The sequence below is a fragment of the Mycobacterium sp. DL genome (assembly GCF_039729195.1).
Lineage (GTDB): Bacteria > Actinomycetota > Actinomycetes > Mycobacteriales > Mycobacteriaceae > Mycobacterium > Mycobacterium hippocampi_A.
Genome location: NZ_CP155796.1, coordinates 4,000,091 through 4,018,542 on the forward strand (window position 1 = coordinate 4,000,091; position 18,452 = coordinate 4,018,542).

An 18,452-nucleotide genomic window follows, 5' to 3' on the forward strand; every position below is an offset into this window, starting at 1 on the left:
GACATCAACGTCGATCTCCTGACACGCTACGTTATCGGTCATTAACATTCGACGACAATGGGGTCGACGTGGCAATCGTGCCGTCCCCGAGTGATCACAGCAGGAGCAACTCACATGAAACAGCCGGATCAGCGGGAAGCGGAGGCGGCCGCAGCCGACCCGTGGATGACGCCCGAGCGCATCTCGTTGCGCAACCTCGCGATGTCGTTCACCCAGAAGGAGATCGTTCCTCACCTGCAAGACTGGGAGGACGCCGGAGAGCTCCCTAGAGAACTCCACCGCCGCGCAGCCGCAGCGGGGTTGCTGGGCATCGGGTTCGCCGAAGAGATCGGTGGCTCCGGCGGTGACCTGCGCGACCTGGTGCTGCTCACCGAGGCCGTGATGGAGGCCGGCGGCTCGTCGGGCTTACTGGCCAGCCTACTTACGCATCACATCGCAGTGCCCCATATGGCCGCGCAGGGCGATCCCGAGCAGATCCGCAGCTTCGTGGCGCCGACCCTGGCCGGGGAGAAGATCGGCAGCCTTGGCATCACCGAACCCGACACCGGTTCTGACGTCGCCGGCATCCGCACTACCGCACGGCGCGACGGCGACCACTACGTGGTCAACGGTGCGAAGCTGTTCATCACCTCGGGTGTCCGCGCCGATTTCGTGACCACCGCCGTGCGTACCGGCGGCCCGGGCCCGTCGGGGATTTCTCTGCTCGTGGTGGAGCGTGGCGCCACGGGTTTCTTGGTCTCGCGGGCACTGAAGAAGATGGGCTGGCTGTGCTCCGATACCGCCGAACTCGGATTCACCGACGTGCGCGTGCCGGTGGTCAATCTGGTTGGCCCCGAAGGCAGCGGATTCCTGCAGATCATGCAACAGTTCCAGGTCGAACGTGCTTTCATCGCCGTCCAGTGCTACGCCACGGCCCAGCGCTGCCTCGACCTGACGCTGGATTGGGTGAAGAAGCGCGAAACCTTCGGTCGACCGCTATCCACCCGACAGGTGGTGCGGCACAAGATCGTCGATATCGCGACGGCCGTCGACGTCGCCCGTACGTACACCCGTGCCGCTGTGGACCGCATCGTCGCCGGAGACACCGACGTGCGGATGGTCTCGATGGCCAAGAACCAAGCCGTAGAGGCCTGCGCGCTCGCCGTTGACACGGCCGTCCAACTATACGGTGGCATGGGCTACCTACGCGAGACCGAGGTCGAAAGGCACTATCGCGATTCGCGCATCCTGGGTATCGGGGGCGGCACCACCGAAATCATGAAGGAGATCATCGCCAAGCAGATTGGCCTCTGAGTGAAGCCGCCATTCGACAGCAGGAGCGTCGGCTTGGCAGGTCGACGAGACGGACCTTCCACCGTTTCTAAGGTAAGTCAACGGTGTGTCACGACCCCTGCGGCCAATGCAGCCTCCGCCACCGGGAAATTGCCTCCGGAGTACCAGCTAGCCAAACTTATCAACCACGTAGCGGCGAGCCAGCGTCTCAGCAAGTCTACTCGTATGTTCGACGATGTCGACCTGACTTACATCGACCAGTAGTCCTGCGTGCCAAGCGCTGATCAGTTCGACGAAGCCGCCGACCGCTACAAACGTGTCCATACGCAGAGCCATTTCGTCTGCGTCAGGCTTCAGATGCGGCTTGCTGGCGGCCATGACGAGCTGGGTTGCTTCCTGCAAGGCCACCGCTCGGCGATCTTGCAATGTTGAACTGCCGACGTGCTGTGTCAGCAGGATCTGTGCTCGCCCGGCATCCTGCGCGATGCGGAGAACAACGATCGAGATTGCGGCGCGAATGGTTTCGATCGGTGGTTGACCGACGCGTTCGGCAAATGTTGCCGAAACCTCGCCGAGCATCTCGTCCCGCACGTTGTCCCACGCTGCTACGAGCAACTCATCGCGCGTCTTGAACTCCTCGTAGAAATATCGGTCGTTCAGCGCGGCTCTGGAGCAGACCCCACGCATTGTCACGGCAGCCCATCCGCTTTCCGTCCAGATCTCCGTCGCCGCGTTCACTAGGCGCCGCCGCCGGTCAGCCCGTCGTTCGGCGCCAGTACGCCCGCCCCACCTTGCTGCCTTTGTCCGCACGAATACATCTTGACAAAGGCAGGAGCGCCGCATCAAACTGGTGGCAGGCGACCACAATTGTGTTCGCCGCCACCAGATGGCTGCAGGCCGGCTTGTCTCACAGGTCAGGCGTCGCCGTAATCTGCAAAGGATTCAGTAGTGATGGATATCTTGAGGTGGGACAGACCGCCTCGCCTGAGCCGCCGCGCCAACGCGGTCGTAACGGGAGCGGGCAGCGGAATTGGCCGTGCCTTCGCGGTGGAGCTCGCCCGTAGAGGTGGACGAGTGGTGTGTGCCGACATCGACCCGGTGCGTGCCAAGGAGACGGTCGGGCTCGTCGTCCAAGCCGGCGGCGAGGGGCTCGACATCGCATGCGATGTCACGGACGAAGAGCAGGTCCGCGAACTCGCCGACAGCGCCGAGAAGTGGTTCGGCGCGGCAGCCAGCCTGGTGATCAACAACGCGGGCATCGGAATCGGTGGCAATGTCATCGGCGCGACGCCCAAGCGGGACTGGGAAGCGACACTTTCAGTCAACTTGTGGGGAGTGATTTACGGCTGCGAGATCTTCGTACCGCGACTTCGTGCGAAGGGCAGCGGGGGAATTATCAACGTCGCATCGGCTGCAAGTTTTGGAGCAGCGCCCCGGATGGGTGCCTATAACGTCAGCAAGGCCGGCGTGCTCTCGCTATCCGAGACTTTGGCGGCCGAGCTGAGTGGTACTGGTGTGGCGGTGACTGTACTGTGCCCGACATTTGTCAAGACCAACATCGTCGATAACCCTGGTATTGAGGAGTCGGCCGCCAAGCTGGCAACGAATTTGATGAAGTGGACCGGCGTGTCGGCGGAATCGGTGGCGCGCAAAACGTTGGACGCGAACGATCGCGGTCAGTTGCACGTCCTACCCCAAGTCGACGCGAAGATTCTCTGGTTATTTAAGCGGGCAGTGCCTGCCACGTATACCCGTGCGCTCGGTTTGGTTGAGCGAATCGCGCGCTAAGTCATTCCAGACAAAGACAAAGGAGACTCCAATGGCATTCAAATACAGCGATATGCTCGAGACGATCAAGAATCGGCAGTGGGCGCTGGCCGACATCGATTGGGATGCGCCGGGCGCCGATAAAATCACTGATGAGCAGCGGCCCGAACTGAAGCAGTTCATGGCTGACGTGGTGTGGATAGAACACGTCGGTGCACGCGCGTTCGCCGCCATGGCGCCGAAAGCGCCGTTCGAGGCTCTAGGTGACATCTACCGGTATTTCCATGCCGAGGAGCAGCGGCACGCCAACGCGGAGCTGGCGCTCATGCAGCGGTGGGGGATGCTCGAGGAAGGGGAAATCCCGGTGCCGAACAAGAATATTCGACTGGTCATCGAGTGGATCGACCGATACGCCGAGGCCCTCCCGCTGACGGTGATCGGAGCGGCGATCCCAGCCTTGGAGACTGCGCTCGACGGAGCATTGCTCAAGTTCCTTCTCGACGAGGTGCAGGATCCGCTCTGCGCCGAGGTCTTCAACAAGGTCAACAACGACGAATCGCGGCACTTGGCAGTGGGATTCCAGGTTCTGAACGACCTCGGCGCCAGCCCCATGCGCATTCATGCGACTCAGACGATGGGGGCGCTCATCGACCCGAGAATCCTTCTCGGCGGCGTCCTCTACGTGCCGTTGCTCACCAGGATGTTGACCAATCTCAACGCCATGGGATTGTCGGAGGAGAAGCTCTACAACGCGGTGATGCGGTACGAGAACGTCGGAGATCGTAGTGAGTTCACGCGCCGCGTTCCGGGCTACCACATCTTGAAGGCTCACATGTCCGCCAGCATCAAGCGTTCTCAGCCATTGCATTTCATTTCGCAGCGGCTGGGTACCGCGATCGACCACTTCCCCACCGAGGTGCTCGGTAAGTCACCGACGTGGACAGAAGAGCTGACCTACGAACCGGTGGCCAGATGAGCGACACCACGACCGTCTTGATCGTCGGTGCGGGTTTCGCCGGCCTGGGAACCGCAATCCGGTTGCTACAACAGGGTATCGACGATTTCGTTGTCCTTGAACGTGCCGACGAGGTGGGTGGTACCTGGCGGGACAACACCTATCCCGGCGCGGCGTGCGACATCCCGTCGCTGCTCTATTCCTACGGGTTCGAGCAAAATCCGGACTGGTCCCGCGCGTATTCGGGCAGCGCCGAGATCCTCGGCTACATCAAGACGATGGTCGACAAGTACTCGCTGTCGCGTTTCATCCGGTTCGGAGTGAACGTCACCGGTCTGGAGTTCGACGAGGAAAGCGCACTGTGGACGGCGCAGACAGCTGACGGCTCGCAGTTCACGGCGCGCACCGCAGTGATGGCCAGTGGGCCGCTGGCGAATGCGAGCCTGCCGGACATCCGCGGACTGGACACCTTCGATGGTCACAAGATCCACAGTGCGCGTTGGGATCACGACTACGACATGAGCGACAAACGTGTCGCCGTGATCGGCACCGGAGCCAGCGCTGTTCAGATCATTCCCGAACTGGTGAAGACTGCGCGGTCGGTCAAGGTCTTCCAACGCACCCCCGGCTGGGTCCTCCCTCGGCCCGACTTCTCCCATCCGCAGTGGGTGCGGACGGCGTTTCGTCGCTTGCCTCGCGTGCAGAACGTCGGACGGCAGGCGTGGTTTTGGGGCCACGAGCTCATGGCCGTCGGCATGGTCTGGGATACCCCGGTCACCACTGGCATCCAGCTACTGGCGAAGGCGAATTTGCGGAGGCAGGTATCGGATACTTGGCTCAGGCGCCAGCTGACGCCGAACTTCCGTGCCGGCTGCAAACGGATGCTGATGAGCAGCGATTACTACCCCGCTCTTCAGCGCGACAACTGCAAGCTCGTCTCATGGCCGATCGCGACCCTGTCGCCGAATGGCATACGGACCGCAGATGGCATCGAACACGAACTGGACTGCATCGTCTTCGCCACCGGCTTCGATGTATGCAAGGCTGGCACACCTTTTCCCATCCGAGGCGCGCATGGTCGTGAGCTCTCCGACGAGTGGTCCCAGGGCGCCTATGCGTACCGGAGCGTCACCGTCGCAGGCTATCCCAATCTTTTCTTCACCTTCGGACCAAATTCAGGGCCCGGCCATAACTCGGCCCTCGTGTACATGGAGGCCGAGATCAACTACATCGTCAAAGCCATCGGCGCGATCATCGCGAATGATCTCAGTACGCTCGAGGTCCGCGAAGATCGGCAAAATAATTACCACGGCGAGGTACAGCAGCGGTTGGGAAGTACGACTTGGAATTCGGGTTGCAAGAGCTGGTACCTCACGAATGACGGATACAACGGCACCATGTACCCCGGTTTCGCCACCCAGTTCAAGCGCGCACTGTCCAAGGTCGACATGGGTGATTATGTAACGACCCCGACAACCGCACGAACTGAGCACCACCCAACCGAACACGCCCAAAACGGCTCGAATGTGGCCAAGGTTGCCCAGGGCCGCAAGGCCAAGGTAGCCCAGGGCCGAAAAAGCGCAGGCGCCCTGCCAACGCGGTCTGACGTCAAAGCCGACATCCTGGACGTGGGCGTCGGGAAGGTACCGCCTAAGCGCGCAGCCTCGAGAGTGAGGAAAGACGCTTGAGTGTCCATGTTGCGGGCGACGAGAATGCCCCCACCTCCGGAGCCCCTACGTACGAGGTCCCCACCCACGAGATATTGGTCATCGGAGCTGGATTCTCCGGGATCGGAGTGGGCATCAAGCTGCTGAAGGAAGGTTTCTCGGACTTCCTCATCGTTGATGAGGCCCAAGGGGTGGGTGGAACCTGGTACTGGAATACCTACCCGGGGATTGCAGTAGACATTCCGTCATATAGTTACCAATTCTCCTTTGAGAAACGCCCGTCGTGGTCCCGTACCTATGCGCCGGGGATCGAACTGAAGAACTACGCGAAGCATTGCGTGAAAAAATATGGCCTCGCGTCGCGCATCCGCTTCGGAGTCACGGTTGTGAGGGCTGAGTTCGACGAAGAATCGACATTGTGGCGTTTGTTTACCTCGACGGACGAGGAACTGACAGCGAGGTTCGTCATCAATGCCTCCGGGGTTCTCACGCGACCAAAATCGCCGGACATACCGGGGGTCGGGGACTTCGGCGGGGTCACGATGCACACGTCGCGCTGGGACCACCAGCAGACCCTCACCGGAAAGAGGGTCGCCGTCATCGGGACGGGCGCCTCGGCGGTGCAACTGATCCCCTCGATAGCCAAGGACGTGGACACACTCACCGTCTTTCAGCGCACCCCGATATGGTGTCTGCCGAAATTCGACTTCGCGGTGCCCCGCCCGCTGAGTGCTCTTCTCCGGCTCGCACCCGGAGCGCAGATCGCCGCGCGGGGAGCCAGCCAGGCCTTTGTCGAACTCACCTTTCCCGTCGCAGCGCACTTCCATACCGCCATACCGCTGGCGTCGGCGATCGAGCGTGCAGCGATCAGCTATATGCGTCGGCAGGTCACCGACCCGGTCGTTCGGGAGAAGCTGACGCCGCGTTACGCGCTGGGCTGCAAGCGACCAAGCTTTCACAACGAATATTTGAAGACGTTCAACCGCGAGAACGTCCTTCTTGAAACCAACCCCATCACCCGGGTGGATGAGACCGCGGTAATTACGGCCGATGGCGTCAGACACGAGATCGACGTGCTCGTCCTGGCAACGGGATTCAAGGTCATGGAATCGGACAGCATGCCCACCTACTCGCTCAGAGGTGTCGCCGGCCGAGACCAGGCACAGTGGTGGGACGAGAACCGACTCCAGGCATATGAGGGAGTCAGCGTGCCAGGATTCCCGAACCATTTCTCAGTGTTTGGCCCGTACGGATACAACGGGTCGTCCTACTTCGCACTCATCGAGGCACAGGCGGGTCACATTCTCCGTTGCCTCCGGCATGCCAGGACGGCCGACTCGAACTACGTCGAGGTACGCGAGGAGGCGAATCAACGCTTCTTCGCGGAGATGCTGGCACGGCGGCATACGCAGGTCTTCTGGCAGGACAGCTGCGCGGGCGCGAACAGCTATTACTTCGACAAGCATGGGGACGTGCCTCTGCGTCCCACGACGACGGTCGAGTCGATCTGGCGCAGTCGACGATTCGACTTGGCCGACTACCGTTTCGAACGGCGACCGGCGAAAAAGGCGGACACTGCCCCACAGAAGGTGGACACCGCCGGATGAGTTCACCTGCCAGGCCGAATCCGAGCATGGCGAGCCACCTGGTCGCGGCAACGGCGCGAGGCGTTCTTCGACCTCTCACGCAAGTGATTCCGGCCAACGACCATGGCTTCGCGGTCATGGACCGCGTGCTACGGGGAACACTCGTGGTGTCGCGGCCAAGGCGCGCAATCAGTGTCGAGAAGGTAGACACGCCCTTCGCCGGTGAACGTGTGCGAGGCGACTGGGTCAAGGCGGCCAACGTGGCCTCGGATGCTCCGCCGATTCTTTATATACACGGCGGCGCATTTTCTATGTGCTCTCCCGAGACCCACCGTGGCCTCATCAGCGAACTGTCCGCGGCCGCCCGCAGGCCGGTATTTGCCGTGCGCTATCGATTGGTCCCGAAATATCCCTTCCCGGCGGCCGCAGATGATGCACTGATCGCCTATCGATGGTTGACAGAGGGAAGCGCGATCACCGCGTCTTCTGGCACGGTGGCGCTCGCCGGCGATTCCGCAGGCGGCCAGCTTGCTGCGGCGACGGCGCTTGGCGCTCGGGAACATCGACTGCCGACGCCGGATGCCATGCTGCTGATGTCGCCGGTGCTGGATTTGACATGCCAACTCGCGATGGACCGTGATCTGCGCAGACGGGACCCCTTTGCGTCCGCCATCTCTGCGTCGAGAACAATTGGTCTGTACGTGGCGGGCGCCGATCCAGCCGACCCGAGGATAAGCGTGCTCGATGCTGATCTCACGGACATGCCACCAACTTTGATTCAGGTCGGCGGACGAGAGATGTTGCTCGACGACTCCAGAGTCTTTGCCAAACGTCTGCAAACTGCAGGGGTCTCCTCGCAGTTGCAAGTTTTCCGCGGCCAGATCCATGTCTTCCAGGCGATGTTTCGCCTACTGCCAGAAGCACGTGAGGCCCTCAGGCTCGGTGGCGAGTTCTTGGCTACTTCGGCCACCGTCCGTTGACAGCGTCCCTGCGCACGCCTTGACCACGAGGCGCCCCAGCACGAAGGTTGTATGAGCTAACGATGAAACCCGTGAAACGTGAACCAACCCAGGACAATCCCCCTGGTAACCCCTCGATCGTCATCATCGGCGCTGGCTTCGCCGGAATTACCCTTGCACTTCGCCTCAAACGCGCAGGGTTCGACAGGGTCCTCATTGTCGAAAAGGGCGATGGTGTCGGGGGAGTCTGGCGGGAGAACACCTACCCAGGGGCGGCCTGTGACGTCCCGTCGCAGTTGTACTCGATCTCCTCGGCGCCGAATCCCAGGTGGGGTCGGCGTTACGCAGAACAAGGCGATATCCTCGCCTACCTTCGCCGCGTCGCCGACGAAAGTGGTTTGCTGTCCCTCCTTCGGACCAAAACCGAAATCGCTAAGGCGGCCTTCGATGAGCGCACGAACACATGGCGTCTGACCACGACTACCAGTCAGGAATTGGAGTGCGATGTCGTCATTTCGGCCGTGGGCCAGCTGTCCCGACCCTCAGTTCCTGATATTCCTGGAATCTCGGGCTTCGCGGGCCCGTCGTTTCATTCCGCGAATTGGGACCACGATCTGAATCTCAGCGGCAAGCGGCTTGCGGTCGTCGGCACCGGCGCTAGTTCGGTGCAGTTCGTCCCGGTGGTCGCCGCAGGCGCTGAGCACTTGGACGTTTTCCAACGGTCAGCCCCATGGGTGCTGCCCAAATTCGACCGTCAGTACGGTGGGCGGCATCACCAACTGCTGCGCAAGTTGCCCATTCTGCGGCTCAGCGAACGTCTGATGATTTGGACGATATTCGAGTTCTTGGCGTTGGCACTCGTCGACGCGAAGCCAGTAGCGCGAGTCTTGGGAGTCATCGCCCTCCGGCACCTAGGTCGCCAGGTGTCGGATGCCCGGCTGCGTTCCCACCTGACGCCGGACTATGCGCCCGGGTGCAAGAGGATTCTGTTCTCCAGCGACTATTACCCCGCGCTCGCACGTCCCAACGTTTCATTGGTCACCGACGATATCCGGGCAGTAGAACCTGGCGGAATCCGCACGGTGAACGGCGACTTCCACGCCGCCGACGTGATCATCTACGGCACTGGCTTCAGTGCCACCGAGTTTCTTTCCCCGATGGAGGTCTACGGCCGCTCGGACCGGAAATTGTCGGACGTGTGGGCGGATGGCGCGCACGCCTACTACGGCCTATCGGTGCCAGAGTTTCCGAATTTCCTCATGATGTACGGGCCCAACACCAACGTGGGATCCGGGTCCATCGTCTACATGCTCGAATCGCAGGCCCGACACATCGTCAGGTTGATGAAGGTTCTCCGTGCCCATCCAGGAAGTGTTATCGAGGTCCGTGCCGATGTGGAGAAGCGCTTCAACGACCGGTTGAGTCGCCGCCTGGACAGATCCGTGTGGACTATGTGCACGAGCTGGTATCGCTCGGCGCGGGGGTCGATCTCTACCAACTGGCCCAGCCCGACCTTCTTGTATCGCCTTCGTGCGCGCAGGCCGAAGCGGCGCGCTTACGTCCTGTCGCGTCCCGCGCCCGCGAACTCGTCGCGCAGGGGGACACCCGAGCCGGCCAACACCCATCTGGCCGACATGCCCTATGCCCCAAGCGGGGCCGATAGCGTCGACTAGTGGCGGCTCTGTTCAGTGACGGGTATCCGAGGACGGCGGGGAGTCGCTGACATTCGAGCGGCAACTGTGACCGCCGTTGACAGGGTGGTCACCGGTGTAAACGATGGGTGAAATCCTTCCGATAATGCGAGAAACAACATCAAGGGGGCACTCGATGACCAAATCGCCGTCCGGTTCGGCAAGCAAGTCCCGTGACCGGCTGTTGTCGGTACTACTGAATCCCCTCCCGCAGCGCGTCGAGCGCGCTATCCAGGAGTGAGTCGACGATGGCCGGTTCGCGAACTTGCCGCGCCGCCGACCGGTAGCGGATTGAAGCCAGTTATCGGCGATCAGGGATTGCCTCTCGTTGGCCTTCGCCCGGAACTTACCGGCGGCACGCTCGGGGCAGAATGGTGATTTACTCGCCGCGCTATGTGAGGCGCGCGCCAGGACGGCGAACGCTTCACTGATGCGGACAGCATAAATCAAATGATCTTTCTGATGATGGCCGCTCATGACACGTCAACGATCACCACTGCCGCTGTGGCGTACTTCTTGGCGAAGAATCCTGAATGGCAGGATCGACTTCGTGCTGAGTCTGACCGTCTAGGCGACGATCTGTCGGACATTGAGGACCTGGAGGGGCTTACGGCGATGGACTTGGTCATCAAGGAGTCGCTCAGACTAGTTGCACCGGTACCGTTGGTTATGCGTAAGACGGTGACCGACACCCTAATTGATGGCTACTACGTCCCCTCCGGAGTGCTCGTCGTCATCACGCCTGCGGTCAACCACTTTGCGCCCACAGTGTCGACCGAGCCGGACCGGTTTGACCCAACGCGACTCGAGCCGCCACGGCGCGAGGATCAGGCCCACCGCTTCGCCTGGCTTCCGTTCGGAGGAGGCGCGCACAAGCGCATCGGGATGCACTTCGGCACCTTGGAGGTGAAGGCAATACTGCACGAGATGCTGCGGGAATTCACCTGGAGTCTGGATGACGGCTACCGCGTTCGGTGGGACAATACGTCCCTGCCTGTTCCCTGTCGACGGCCTACCTATTACGTTGTGTCGCCGATGATATCTAGGTCATTCCACGAGACTTTTGAGTGCTTAGCCGAGCACATCGCCCTTACAGGGCGCCGGCGGAATCGACGCAGTCCTCCAAGTGGCCTCGGAGATCCTCAACAAACCCCGGCGAACCGTAGTCGGCAAACCTACGCAAACTGCCGGAAAGGATGGTCATGCTAGAACCATCAACAGCCGTCGTCACAGGAGCAGGTCGAGGGATTGGTCTGGAGATCGCGAGACAACTCGCCGCTGCCGGTCACAAGGTTTTGCTCACGGATGTGGATGGCGACGCAGCGGAGCGCGCTGCCACCGAGGTCGGCGGTGGCGCTTGGAGCGCCACGCACGACGTACGAGATCCGTCGGGTCATCGGGAAGTCGCTGCTCAGGCTTTAGCCGCTGGCCCTCTGGCGGTGTGGGTAAACAACGCTGGGATCCTACTCGCGGGTAACAGCTGGAGTCACAGCGATGCCGAGATTGCGTCGATCCTCGATGTCAATGTACGAGGTGTCGTTGCCGGCTCACACGCGGCAGTTGTCGCTATGGGCGCGGGTGGGGGCGCGATCCTCAACATCGCGTCCCTCTCGGCTCTGGCGCCCATCCCTGGATTAGCGATGTACGCAGCAACCAAAGCGGCCGTATTGTCGTTCACCACATCGCTGCAGGGCGACCTTGACCATGCGGGATTGCCAATCCACGCACGGGCGCTATGCCCTGACGTGGTAAGTACGAAAATGGTCACCGACCGGGTTGCCGACCCTGGGGCGGCGCTTCTGTTCGCCGGACCGCGTCCAATGGATGCTGCGGCCGTGGCCCGCGCGGGACTCGAGTTGCTGGAGAGTCGCCAGATATTCCGGGTAGTTCCTCGGTGGCGTGGCGTAGTTGCGCGCACTAGCGATGCTGCGCCGTCGCTTGGATTGAAAGCTTTCGCGTTGATGCGCGGCGTCGGTGAGCGGCGCCAACGCAATCATCGTTGATGGCGGTGTCGAAGACGGAGGGTTTAGCGTGGGGAGGCTCGAATTGTACCTGGTCAGGTTTTCGGTTCGCAGAGTGGTAAGTGGGGATCAAGCTGGAATCCCAGTTCCTGCAGCCTGTCATTGATTATCAACCAGGTTTGCCGTGTCAACCGAATGACGAGTTCGTCACGAGTGGAGTCGCGATGGTCCAGCCACCATAGGACCGAAGCGTCCATCAAGCCCATGATGGCGGCGACATTGCGGTCTGCCGCCTCTGAGTCCTCGCCGTAGCGAGGAAAGTAACGGGCACCCGCGACGGCGAGTTCAGAGGCGAATGCGCTGCTGCCGGGCGCGGTCTTCTCGGTGCTGCGCCGATAGTGTCGGTTCACCAGGAACCGATAGAGGTTGGGGTGTTCGTCAGCCCACATGACGTGCTGAGTGACCGGCGCGCGTATCACGTCTAGCGGCGATCCCTGGACATCCAGAGTTAGGCGAATCTTCGCAGTGAGTTCGCGGTGGACGTGACGAGCCACGGCAAGATCGAGTTCTTCTTTACTTGCGAAGTGGCGGTAGAAGTGTGTGCGTCCCAAACCGGCCTTGTCTGCGATTTGGCCCGTGAGTGCGTGGGGCCCGTTCTCTTCGATTGCGCTGAGCGCCGCTTCGATGATCTGTTCACGACGTAGTTCACGGCCCGGCAACCTACTGGCCGCGCGGCGTACCGCTGTGGTGTCCACCCAGTGCTGTCGCTCCACGATGTCACCGTAACGCCCCGCGCTCTGGAAAGTTCTGGGTACGTGTTGTACCCGGCGTGCGATTCGTGGTACACCATGTACCCACAGGCGAAGCGAGACCATTGCGGGATCGGTGCGCAAGCAAACACAGTGAGGACTTTGTAATGGCAGCCAACCGCTCTAGCTGGATGGACGACGACCTCGACGCACTGCGGGATTTGGCACGTACGTTCTGTGAGAAGGAGGTCGCGCCGCACAGTGCCCGCTTCATCGAGCAGCACCACGTGGATCGGGACCTGTGGACCCGGGCGGGTGATCTTGGGTTGCTGTGCATGTCAATCCCCGAGCAGTACGGCGGAGGTGGGGGAACGTTCGCTCACGAAGCAGTCTTGATTGAGGAACAGGCCCGCATCGGCGATTCGGCATGGGGCGCGCCGCTTCATAGTGGAATCGTCGCCCACTACCTGCTCGAGTACGGCACCGATGAGCAGAAGGAACGCTTTCTTCCCAGACTGGCAACTGGTGAGATGGTTGGCGCGATTGCGATGACGGAGCCGGGCACTGGCTCCGATCTCCAATCTGTCACGACCAAGGCATCGCGCGTTGGAGACGAATACGTTGTCAACGGTTCCAAAACGTTCATCACCAACGGCGCTCAGGCCGACCTCATCATCGTCGTTGCGAAGACCGACCCCAGTGCCGGAGCGAACGGAATCTCGTTGGTTTTGGTCGAAGGCGATCGACCGGGCTTTCGGCGGGGTCGGGTGTTGGACAAGGTCGGTCAGCGCGGACAGGACACCTCCGAGCTCTATTTCGAAGATGTGCACATTCCGGTTGAGAACCTCCTGGGTACGACTGAAGGCCAGGGGTTCATTCAGTTGATGCAGCAACTTCCCCAAGAGCGATTGATCCTTGCGCTTGGTGCAGTGACAGTACTAGAAACAGCGCTCGAGTTCACTGTGGAATACACCAAAGATCGGCATGCCTTCGGCAAGCCCGTCTTCGCCTTCCAAAACACCAAGTTCAAGCTCGCCGAGGTCGCCACCGACGCCCACATCAGCCGCGTTTTCATCGACGACTGCGTCGCCCGCCATCTGCGCGGTGAACTCGACATCCCCACCGTCGCGATGGCGAAATGGTGGACTACTGAGCGTGCGATGGTCGCCCTTGATGACTGCTTGCAGCTCCACGGCGGCTACGGCTATATGACCGAGTATCCCATCGGCAGGATGTGGGCCGATGCTCGCGTTCAGAAGATCTACGGTGGGACAAACGAGATTATGAAGGAGATCATTGCTCGGTCGCTTTAGATCGAATTCGACCGCTAGATTGGTTACGAGGGGCCGCGATAGCGAGGTGGCGTTCGCTTATCAAGTCGGTGGTGACTGTTCATTAGGCGGTCACTGTTCACTAGGCGGATACCCGGCGAGCTCGCTTCAAACGGGGGCCTTACTCGGCCGGCCTGGGCGCGCCGCGCCCGAGACAGGTTGACCTTGCTGCTGACGCCCTTCAGACGATATGCGCCGGCGGACGACCACCGGAGGCCTGCGTCGTCGACGATCACCCGCGTGGAGTCCCACCAACACTGCGCCTGGCCGCGCCGCCGCGCTCACTCGGCTGGCCAGGTTCACGGGGTTGCCGAACCAGTCGCCCGCGCGCGAGACCGCTGACCCGGACGCCACGCCAATCCTCAAGGAAGGCAGGTCATTTGCTGACGCGCTGTCGATCAGGTCCAGCATCGTCGTCACCAGCGGCGTCGGTCGTGATGAGACCAGCATGACCGCGCCCCGAGGGTTTCACGAATCTCAACCGGTGGGTTGGCAGCCTCGCGCGCAGCAGTCGCGAGTCGATTCGCGAGCCTCTCCAAATCGTCGGGCTGAAGCTTTCAACATGTTCAGCGCGCGAAGCCACGCATCATCTCCGTGGCCTGCCCGATGCCTTCCGTGAGGGCCCGCAATATGGCGACTGTTTCGTCTGGATTCCGGTTTCCGTGCTCAGCTCGCGCAGAGAGACGTACCGTCCCTCATCACCCAGTACGCGGCTTGTAGGAAGAAGGAGAGGGGTTGGGGCCACCAGTCGGCTTTGATCAATCGTGAAGCCCTGGGCATGCAGCCAGGCAATTAGATGAGTCCTTTCCTGGCGGCTGTCGCCCTCAAGACCGTCGTGCAGACATACTGAGCGAGGTCGTCTTCGTGTGTTGCTGACACCCTGGACCTGCTTAGTGCTGCGGCGTACCGGGACGCGGACAGGATGGTTCAGTGTTCACGCCGCGCACCTGGTGACTCGACGCGGGGACGCCGAGCACGGCGTGACCCATCGCAACGAGCAGCGCAGAGGTCTGTTCGGGAGCCAGGCCAGTGCCGCGGTAGTGCAAGATCGATTGAATGGCTCCGATCGCTCCATGAACCATCGCCCGAAGTTCAATCTCATCGACCGCGGGCCGCAATTCTCCGACGAGGTGTACCCACTCTTCTAGATAGAGTCGCTGCTTTCGGCGCAACCGGCTCTGGTGCTGATCCGACAGATTGTGCACTTCGCGGTAATACACCATTGCCAGCTCGCGTTGATCCATTACCAAGGCGACTTGGTCTGACACCAGCAGGGTCAGCGCCTCCGCCTCGTCGCGGGACTGCTCGACGATCGCCGTCGCACGCTTAAGGAGTTTGTCCACCACTCGCTCGAAGAGGGCCGCCAGTAGATCGCTCTTACTGTTGAAATGGCGATAGATGGCCGGCCCGACAACCCCTGATGCAACGCCGATGTCGGCCATGGAGACAGCGTGGTAGCCCCGCTCGGCAATCAACTCGGTGGCAGAGGCGAGAATCCGTTCCCGACGTTCGCCGCCGACCCGGGTACGTCCGGCAACGACCACCTTGTTCACTACTACCTTCCTTCGCTCGCAACCAGGGCTCGCGCAGCACTGCAGCGCCGGGAGCTACACTACGAACGTTAACACCTGCTCACAATCCCAGGTTGAGTTGAAATGTAGACGCCCAGTGGCAGGTGGCTGGCGCCTGCGCGTGTGATCCCCATTCGTGGATGTGCCCGCTCATTGGCCAAGATCGGCAACCGCGTGGGCAGATCGCTGCGCCCTCTTTGGATGTCCAGTTCGGCAAGGAACTGGACAAAGCCATCTCTCCGTCTGCCGGACGCTGTTGGCGTCATCCGATCGTCATCACATCGTTCGGCAACACGGCTTTGGCAAAGGGGCTACGTCAAGCAGCAGGCAGAGGACGGCGACTTGATTGGCGATACGTCGACAGAGTGGCCCGGCTACTCCAAATTCGGGATTTGTCAGGTCGCGCCGACAAGGGATTGCGGTATGTCCACGATGCGGGAGCGCAGGTACTCGCACAAGCCCTTCGCCTGGGCATCCGGCCGGGTCGAGGATGCCACGCCTTCCCCCAGCAGCCCGTGCACCACAACGTTGAGCGCACGCAGGTTGGGCAGCTCGAATCGCTCTATGCGCAGCTGCGCAGCCTCCGGGCCGAGCAGCCCGCGCAGTCGCTCGACGGTTAAGTGCTCGCGCACCCAGGCATAGCCGGCGTCGTCGCGGGCCCAGAGACCAATATTGGCGTTGCCGCCCTTGTCGCCGGACCGCGCGCCCAGAACCGCGCCCAGCGGCGCGCGGCATGTCGGCTCGGTCGGCGGCGCGGCTGCCGCGCTGCCCCGGACCTTCGCGGCCGGCACGCTACCGGTCGGCGGATCGGCGATCCTCCGGCGCTCACCGTTGGGCAGCACCACGACCTGCGTCACGCTCGACCGGGGCACGGTCGCTGGGCGATACACGCCGAACACTGACTCCGACGTGGGTGGCGTGGTGGTGTGGAAGCCGGCATACCCGGCCAGAGCGATCTCCATGATTGCGCTCGAGAACGCCCGGCCGACCTTGCGCGGGTCGGTGTCCTTGACCGTGATCCGCAAGTGCGCGCACGCCTGGTCGTTGGTGGGGGCGTCCGGTGTGTCGAAACGCAGAAACCGGACGTCGACCTCGGCGAAGGATCCCCGGCCGCCGAGGATGTCGAACAGCTGCTGCTGCGCGAACGCGGCTTTCGCCTCCAGGTCCAAGCCGGTGAGCACCATCGTCATGGTGTTCCGGTAGCCCCCGACCTCGTTCAGCGCCACCTTGAGCGTCTCCGGTGGCGGGCTGCCGGTGACACCCGTGATCGCCACCCGGTGCTCGGCCTGCTGGGCCAGCGAGATCGTGTCGAAGTGAGTCACCACGTCGGGCCCCAGATAGGCCGGCTCGGCGATCTCGTAGAGCAGCTGGGAGGTGACCGTACCGACCGACACCAGCCCCCCGGTGTCGGCGTGCTTGGTGATCACCGACGAGCCGTCGGCCGCCACCTCCGCGATCGGGAAGCCCGGGTAGCGACGGTCGGTGATCTCGTCGAGGAAGGCGTAGTTGCCGCCCGTGGCCTGTGGTCCGCATTCGATGACGTGGCCGGCCACGACGGCACCGGCGAGCCGGTCCCAGTCGGTGCGCTCCCACCCGTGCCACCAGGCGGCCGGGCCGACGACCAGCGAGGCGTCTGTCACCCGTCCGGTGACGACGACGTCGGCGCCCGCACCCAGCGCTTCGGCGATACCCCAACCCCCGAGGTAGGCGTTGGCCGAGACCGGCTTGACCTCACCGACCGCAGGGGTGATCGCGGAGAGGTTCCCGCGCAAGTCGTCACCTTCGATGTGGGCGATCCGGACGGTGATACCGAGCCGGTCCGCAAGCTCGCGCAATCTGACGGCCAGCCCGGCCGGGTTGAGCCCACCGGCGTTGGCCACGATCTTGATACCGCGGTCGGAACAGGTGCCCAACACCTGCTCCATCTGGGTCAGGAACGTGCGCGCGTAACCGCCCGCCGGATCCTTCGCCTGGGCCTTCGCCAGGATGAGCATCGTCAGTTCAGCGAGGTAGTCCCCGCACAGCACGTCGATGCTCTGCTCGCCCGTCCCGCCCTCGACCATCTCCCGCGCCGCGGCGATCCGGTCGCCGTAGAAGCCCGAGCAATTTCCGATGCGTACCGGGTCCCTCACGACACACCTCCGTCGAACTGTCCTGCGGTGCGCCCGCCACCGGGAGGTCCGGCGAAGGCCTGCGCGATGGAGAGCCACTGGTCGGCGAGCGGACCGGTGACGTGCAGTGCGGTGTCGTCGCGATGCCTGCGCTGGGTGACGAGCAGGCAGAAGTCGTGCGCAGTGCCGGTGACCCGGTTGGGCACGCCGTCGGGGCCCCAGGTCCACAGCGTGCCCCCCGGTGCGGTGAGCTCGACACGGACGGGTTCCTCGGGCACCTCCAGGCCGTTGGCCATGTAGCTGAACGCCCGCGCTCCCACGCCGATGTGGGCGACGTGGCGCAACCGGGCCGAGGGCACACGGGTCACTCCCAGCGCGTCGGCGATGTCCTGACCGTGCGCCCAGGTCTCCATGATCCGCGCGGTCAGCGAGGAAGCCGCGCTCATGGGGAGGCCGAACCACGGCACCCGCATCGAGGGGTCGATCGCTGCGAAGGCAGCGACGAGGGCGCGGCGCGCGCCGTCGAACCAGGACAGCAGCTCCGCTGTCGGCATCGGCCGGTAGCGCTCGGCGATGGTGTCCGGGGAGATCCGGCCGTCGGCGAGCATGGGCAGCACCTCGGCCGTGAACCCTTCGGGGTCGGTGGCTGAGCGCACCGCGGCGTCGTCGAAGAACGCAAGATGGCTGATCTGATCGCGGACCGCCCAGCCTGCCGCGGGGGTGGGCGCGTCCCACCCGGCTTGCCCCTCGGGCAGCTCGGCGATCAGTGACCACAGCTCGGCCGTTTCCGCCCCGATGTCGGTGATCAAGGACTCCATCGGCACGGCCACGT

At 62.6% G+C, this 18,452-nt stretch carries 15 protein-coding genes and 1 pseudogene; 10 read left to right on the plus strand and 6 right to left on the minus strand.

The features are described from left to right. The first annotated feature begins 165 nt into the window (after positions 1–165). Positions 166–1,293, plus strand: a complete 1,128-nt coding sequence (locus ABDC78_RS19095) for an acyl-CoA dehydrogenase family protein (RefSeq protein WP_041800858.1) — start codon at positions 166–168, stop codon at positions 1,291–1,293. Between the two features lie 147 nt (positions 1,294–1,440). Here ABDC78_RS19095 and ABDC78_RS19100 read toward each other — a convergent pair whose 3' ends face one another. Continuing rightward, the gene (locus tag ABDC78_RS19100; protein WP_085981139.1) at positions 1,441–2,082 is read right to left on the minus strand and encodes a TetR/AcrR family transcriptional regulator; all 642 of its coding nucleotides are present in this window, start codon (positions 2,080–2,082) and stop codon (positions 1,441–1,443) included. A gap of 141 nt (positions 2,083–2,223) precedes the next feature. On the opposite strand from ABDC78_RS19100, the gene ABDC78_RS19105 reads away from it, so the two are divergent. The 8 genes and pseudogenes from ABDC78_RS19105 (at position 2,224) to ABDC78_RS19140 (ending at position 11,900) form a co-directional block, all read left to right on the plus strand. Next, positions 2,224–3,060 carry an SDR family NAD(P)-dependent oxidoreductase gene (locus ABDC78_RS19105; protein ID WP_011895452.1) on the plus strand — a complete coding sequence of 279 codons (837 nt, stop codon included), beginning with the start codon at positions 2,224–2,226 and terminating at the stop codon, positions 3,058–3,060. 31 nt (positions 3,061–3,091) lie between these two features. Beyond that, positions 3,092–4,015: a hypothetical protein gene (locus ABDC78_RS19110; RefSeq protein WP_011895451.1), complete on the plus strand. Its 924-nt coding sequence runs from the start codon at positions 3,092–3,094 to the stop codon at positions 4,013–4,015. Continuing rightward, positions 4,012–5,682, plus strand: coding sequence for an NAD(P)/FAD-dependent oxidoreductase (locus ABDC78_RS19115; RefSeq protein WP_011895450.1), 1,671 nt, complete (start codon positions 4,012–4,014; stop codon positions 5,680–5,682). Before ABDC78_RS19110 ends, ABDC78_RS19115 begins: the two co-directional genes overlap by 4 nt. A 71-nt stretch (positions 5,683–5,753) precedes the next feature. Beyond that, the gene (locus tag ABDC78_RS19120; protein WP_041800854.1) at positions 5,754–7,268 is read left to right on the plus strand and encodes an NAD(P)/FAD-dependent oxidoreductase; all 1,515 of its coding nucleotides are present in this window, start codon (positions 5,754–5,756) and stop codon (positions 7,266–7,268) included. After that, on the plus strand, positions 7,265–8,227 hold the full coding sequence (locus ABDC78_RS19125) for an alpha/beta hydrolase (RefSeq protein ID WP_067992185.1): 963 nt from the start codon (positions 7,265–7,267) through the stop codon (positions 8,225–8,227). The genes ABDC78_RS19120 and ABDC78_RS19125 overlap by 4 nt, the downstream gene beginning before the upstream one ends. Positions 8,228–8,289: 62 nt before the next feature. Further along, a complete protein-coding gene (locus tag ABDC78_RS19130; RefSeq protein ID WP_068001988.1) occupies positions 8,290–9,879 on the plus strand; it encodes an NAD(P)/FAD-dependent oxidoreductase in 1,590 nt (529 codons plus the stop codon). 271 nt (positions 9,880–10,150) lie between these two features. Continuing rightward, a pseudogene (locus ABDC78_RS19135) lies at positions 10,151–10,936 on the plus strand (cytochrome P450); the annotation flags it as partial. Between the two features lie 163 nt (positions 10,937–11,099). Further along, entirely contained in the window at positions 11,100–11,900 is an 801-nt protein-coding gene (locus ABDC78_RS19140; protein ID WP_109558230.1) for an SDR family NAD(P)-dependent oxidoreductase, read from the plus strand. 53 nt (positions 11,901–11,953) lie between these two features. Here ABDC78_RS19140 and ABDC78_RS19145 read toward each other — a convergent pair whose 3' ends face one another. After that, complete coding sequence (locus ABDC78_RS19145) at positions 11,954–12,631, minus strand: TetR/AcrR family transcriptional regulator (RefSeq protein WP_225397498.1); 678 nt, start codon at positions 12,629–12,631, stop codon at positions 11,954–11,956. A gap of 143 nt (positions 12,632–12,774) precedes the next feature. Here ABDC78_RS19145 and ABDC78_RS19150 point away from each other — a divergent pair, with 143 nt between their 5' ends. Further along, complete coding sequence (locus ABDC78_RS19150) at positions 12,775–13,920, plus strand: acyl-CoA dehydrogenase family protein (RefSeq protein WP_011895443.1); 1,146 nt, start codon at positions 12,775–12,777, stop codon at positions 13,918–13,920. Positions 13,921–14,524: 604 nt separating this feature from the next. Here the strand turns inward: ABDC78_RS19150 and ABDC78_RS19155 are convergent. The 4 genes from ABDC78_RS19155 to ABDC78_RS19170 all read right to left on the minus strand — a co-directional run bounded on the left by ABDC78_RS19155 (position 14,525) and on the right by ABDC78_RS19170 (position 18,450). Continuing rightward, entirely contained in the window at positions 14,525–14,869 is a 345-nt protein-coding gene (locus tag ABDC78_RS19155; RefSeq protein WP_078281695.1) for an adenylate cyclase regulatory domain-containing protein, read from the minus strand. Beyond that, the gene (locus tag ABDC78_RS19160; RefSeq protein WP_011895441.1) at positions 14,829–15,491 is read right to left on the minus strand and encodes a TetR/AcrR family transcriptional regulator; all 663 of its coding nucleotides are present in this window, start codon (positions 15,489–15,491) and stop codon (positions 14,829–14,831) included. The genes ABDC78_RS19155 and ABDC78_RS19160 overlap by 41 nt, the downstream gene beginning before the upstream one ends. A 413-nt stretch (positions 15,492–15,904) precedes the next feature. Further along, entirely contained in the window at positions 15,905–17,641 is a 1,737-nt protein-coding gene (locus ABDC78_RS19165; protein ID WP_067992188.1) for an acyclic terpene utilization AtuA family protein, read from the minus strand. Beyond that, a complete protein-coding gene (locus ABDC78_RS19170; protein WP_011895439.1) occupies positions 17,638–18,450 on the minus strand; it encodes a TIGR03084 family metal-binding protein in 813 nt (270 codons plus the stop codon). Before ABDC78_RS19170 ends, ABDC78_RS19165 begins: the two co-directional genes overlap by 4 nt. Between the last annotated feature and the right edge of the window lie 2 nt (positions 18,451–18,452).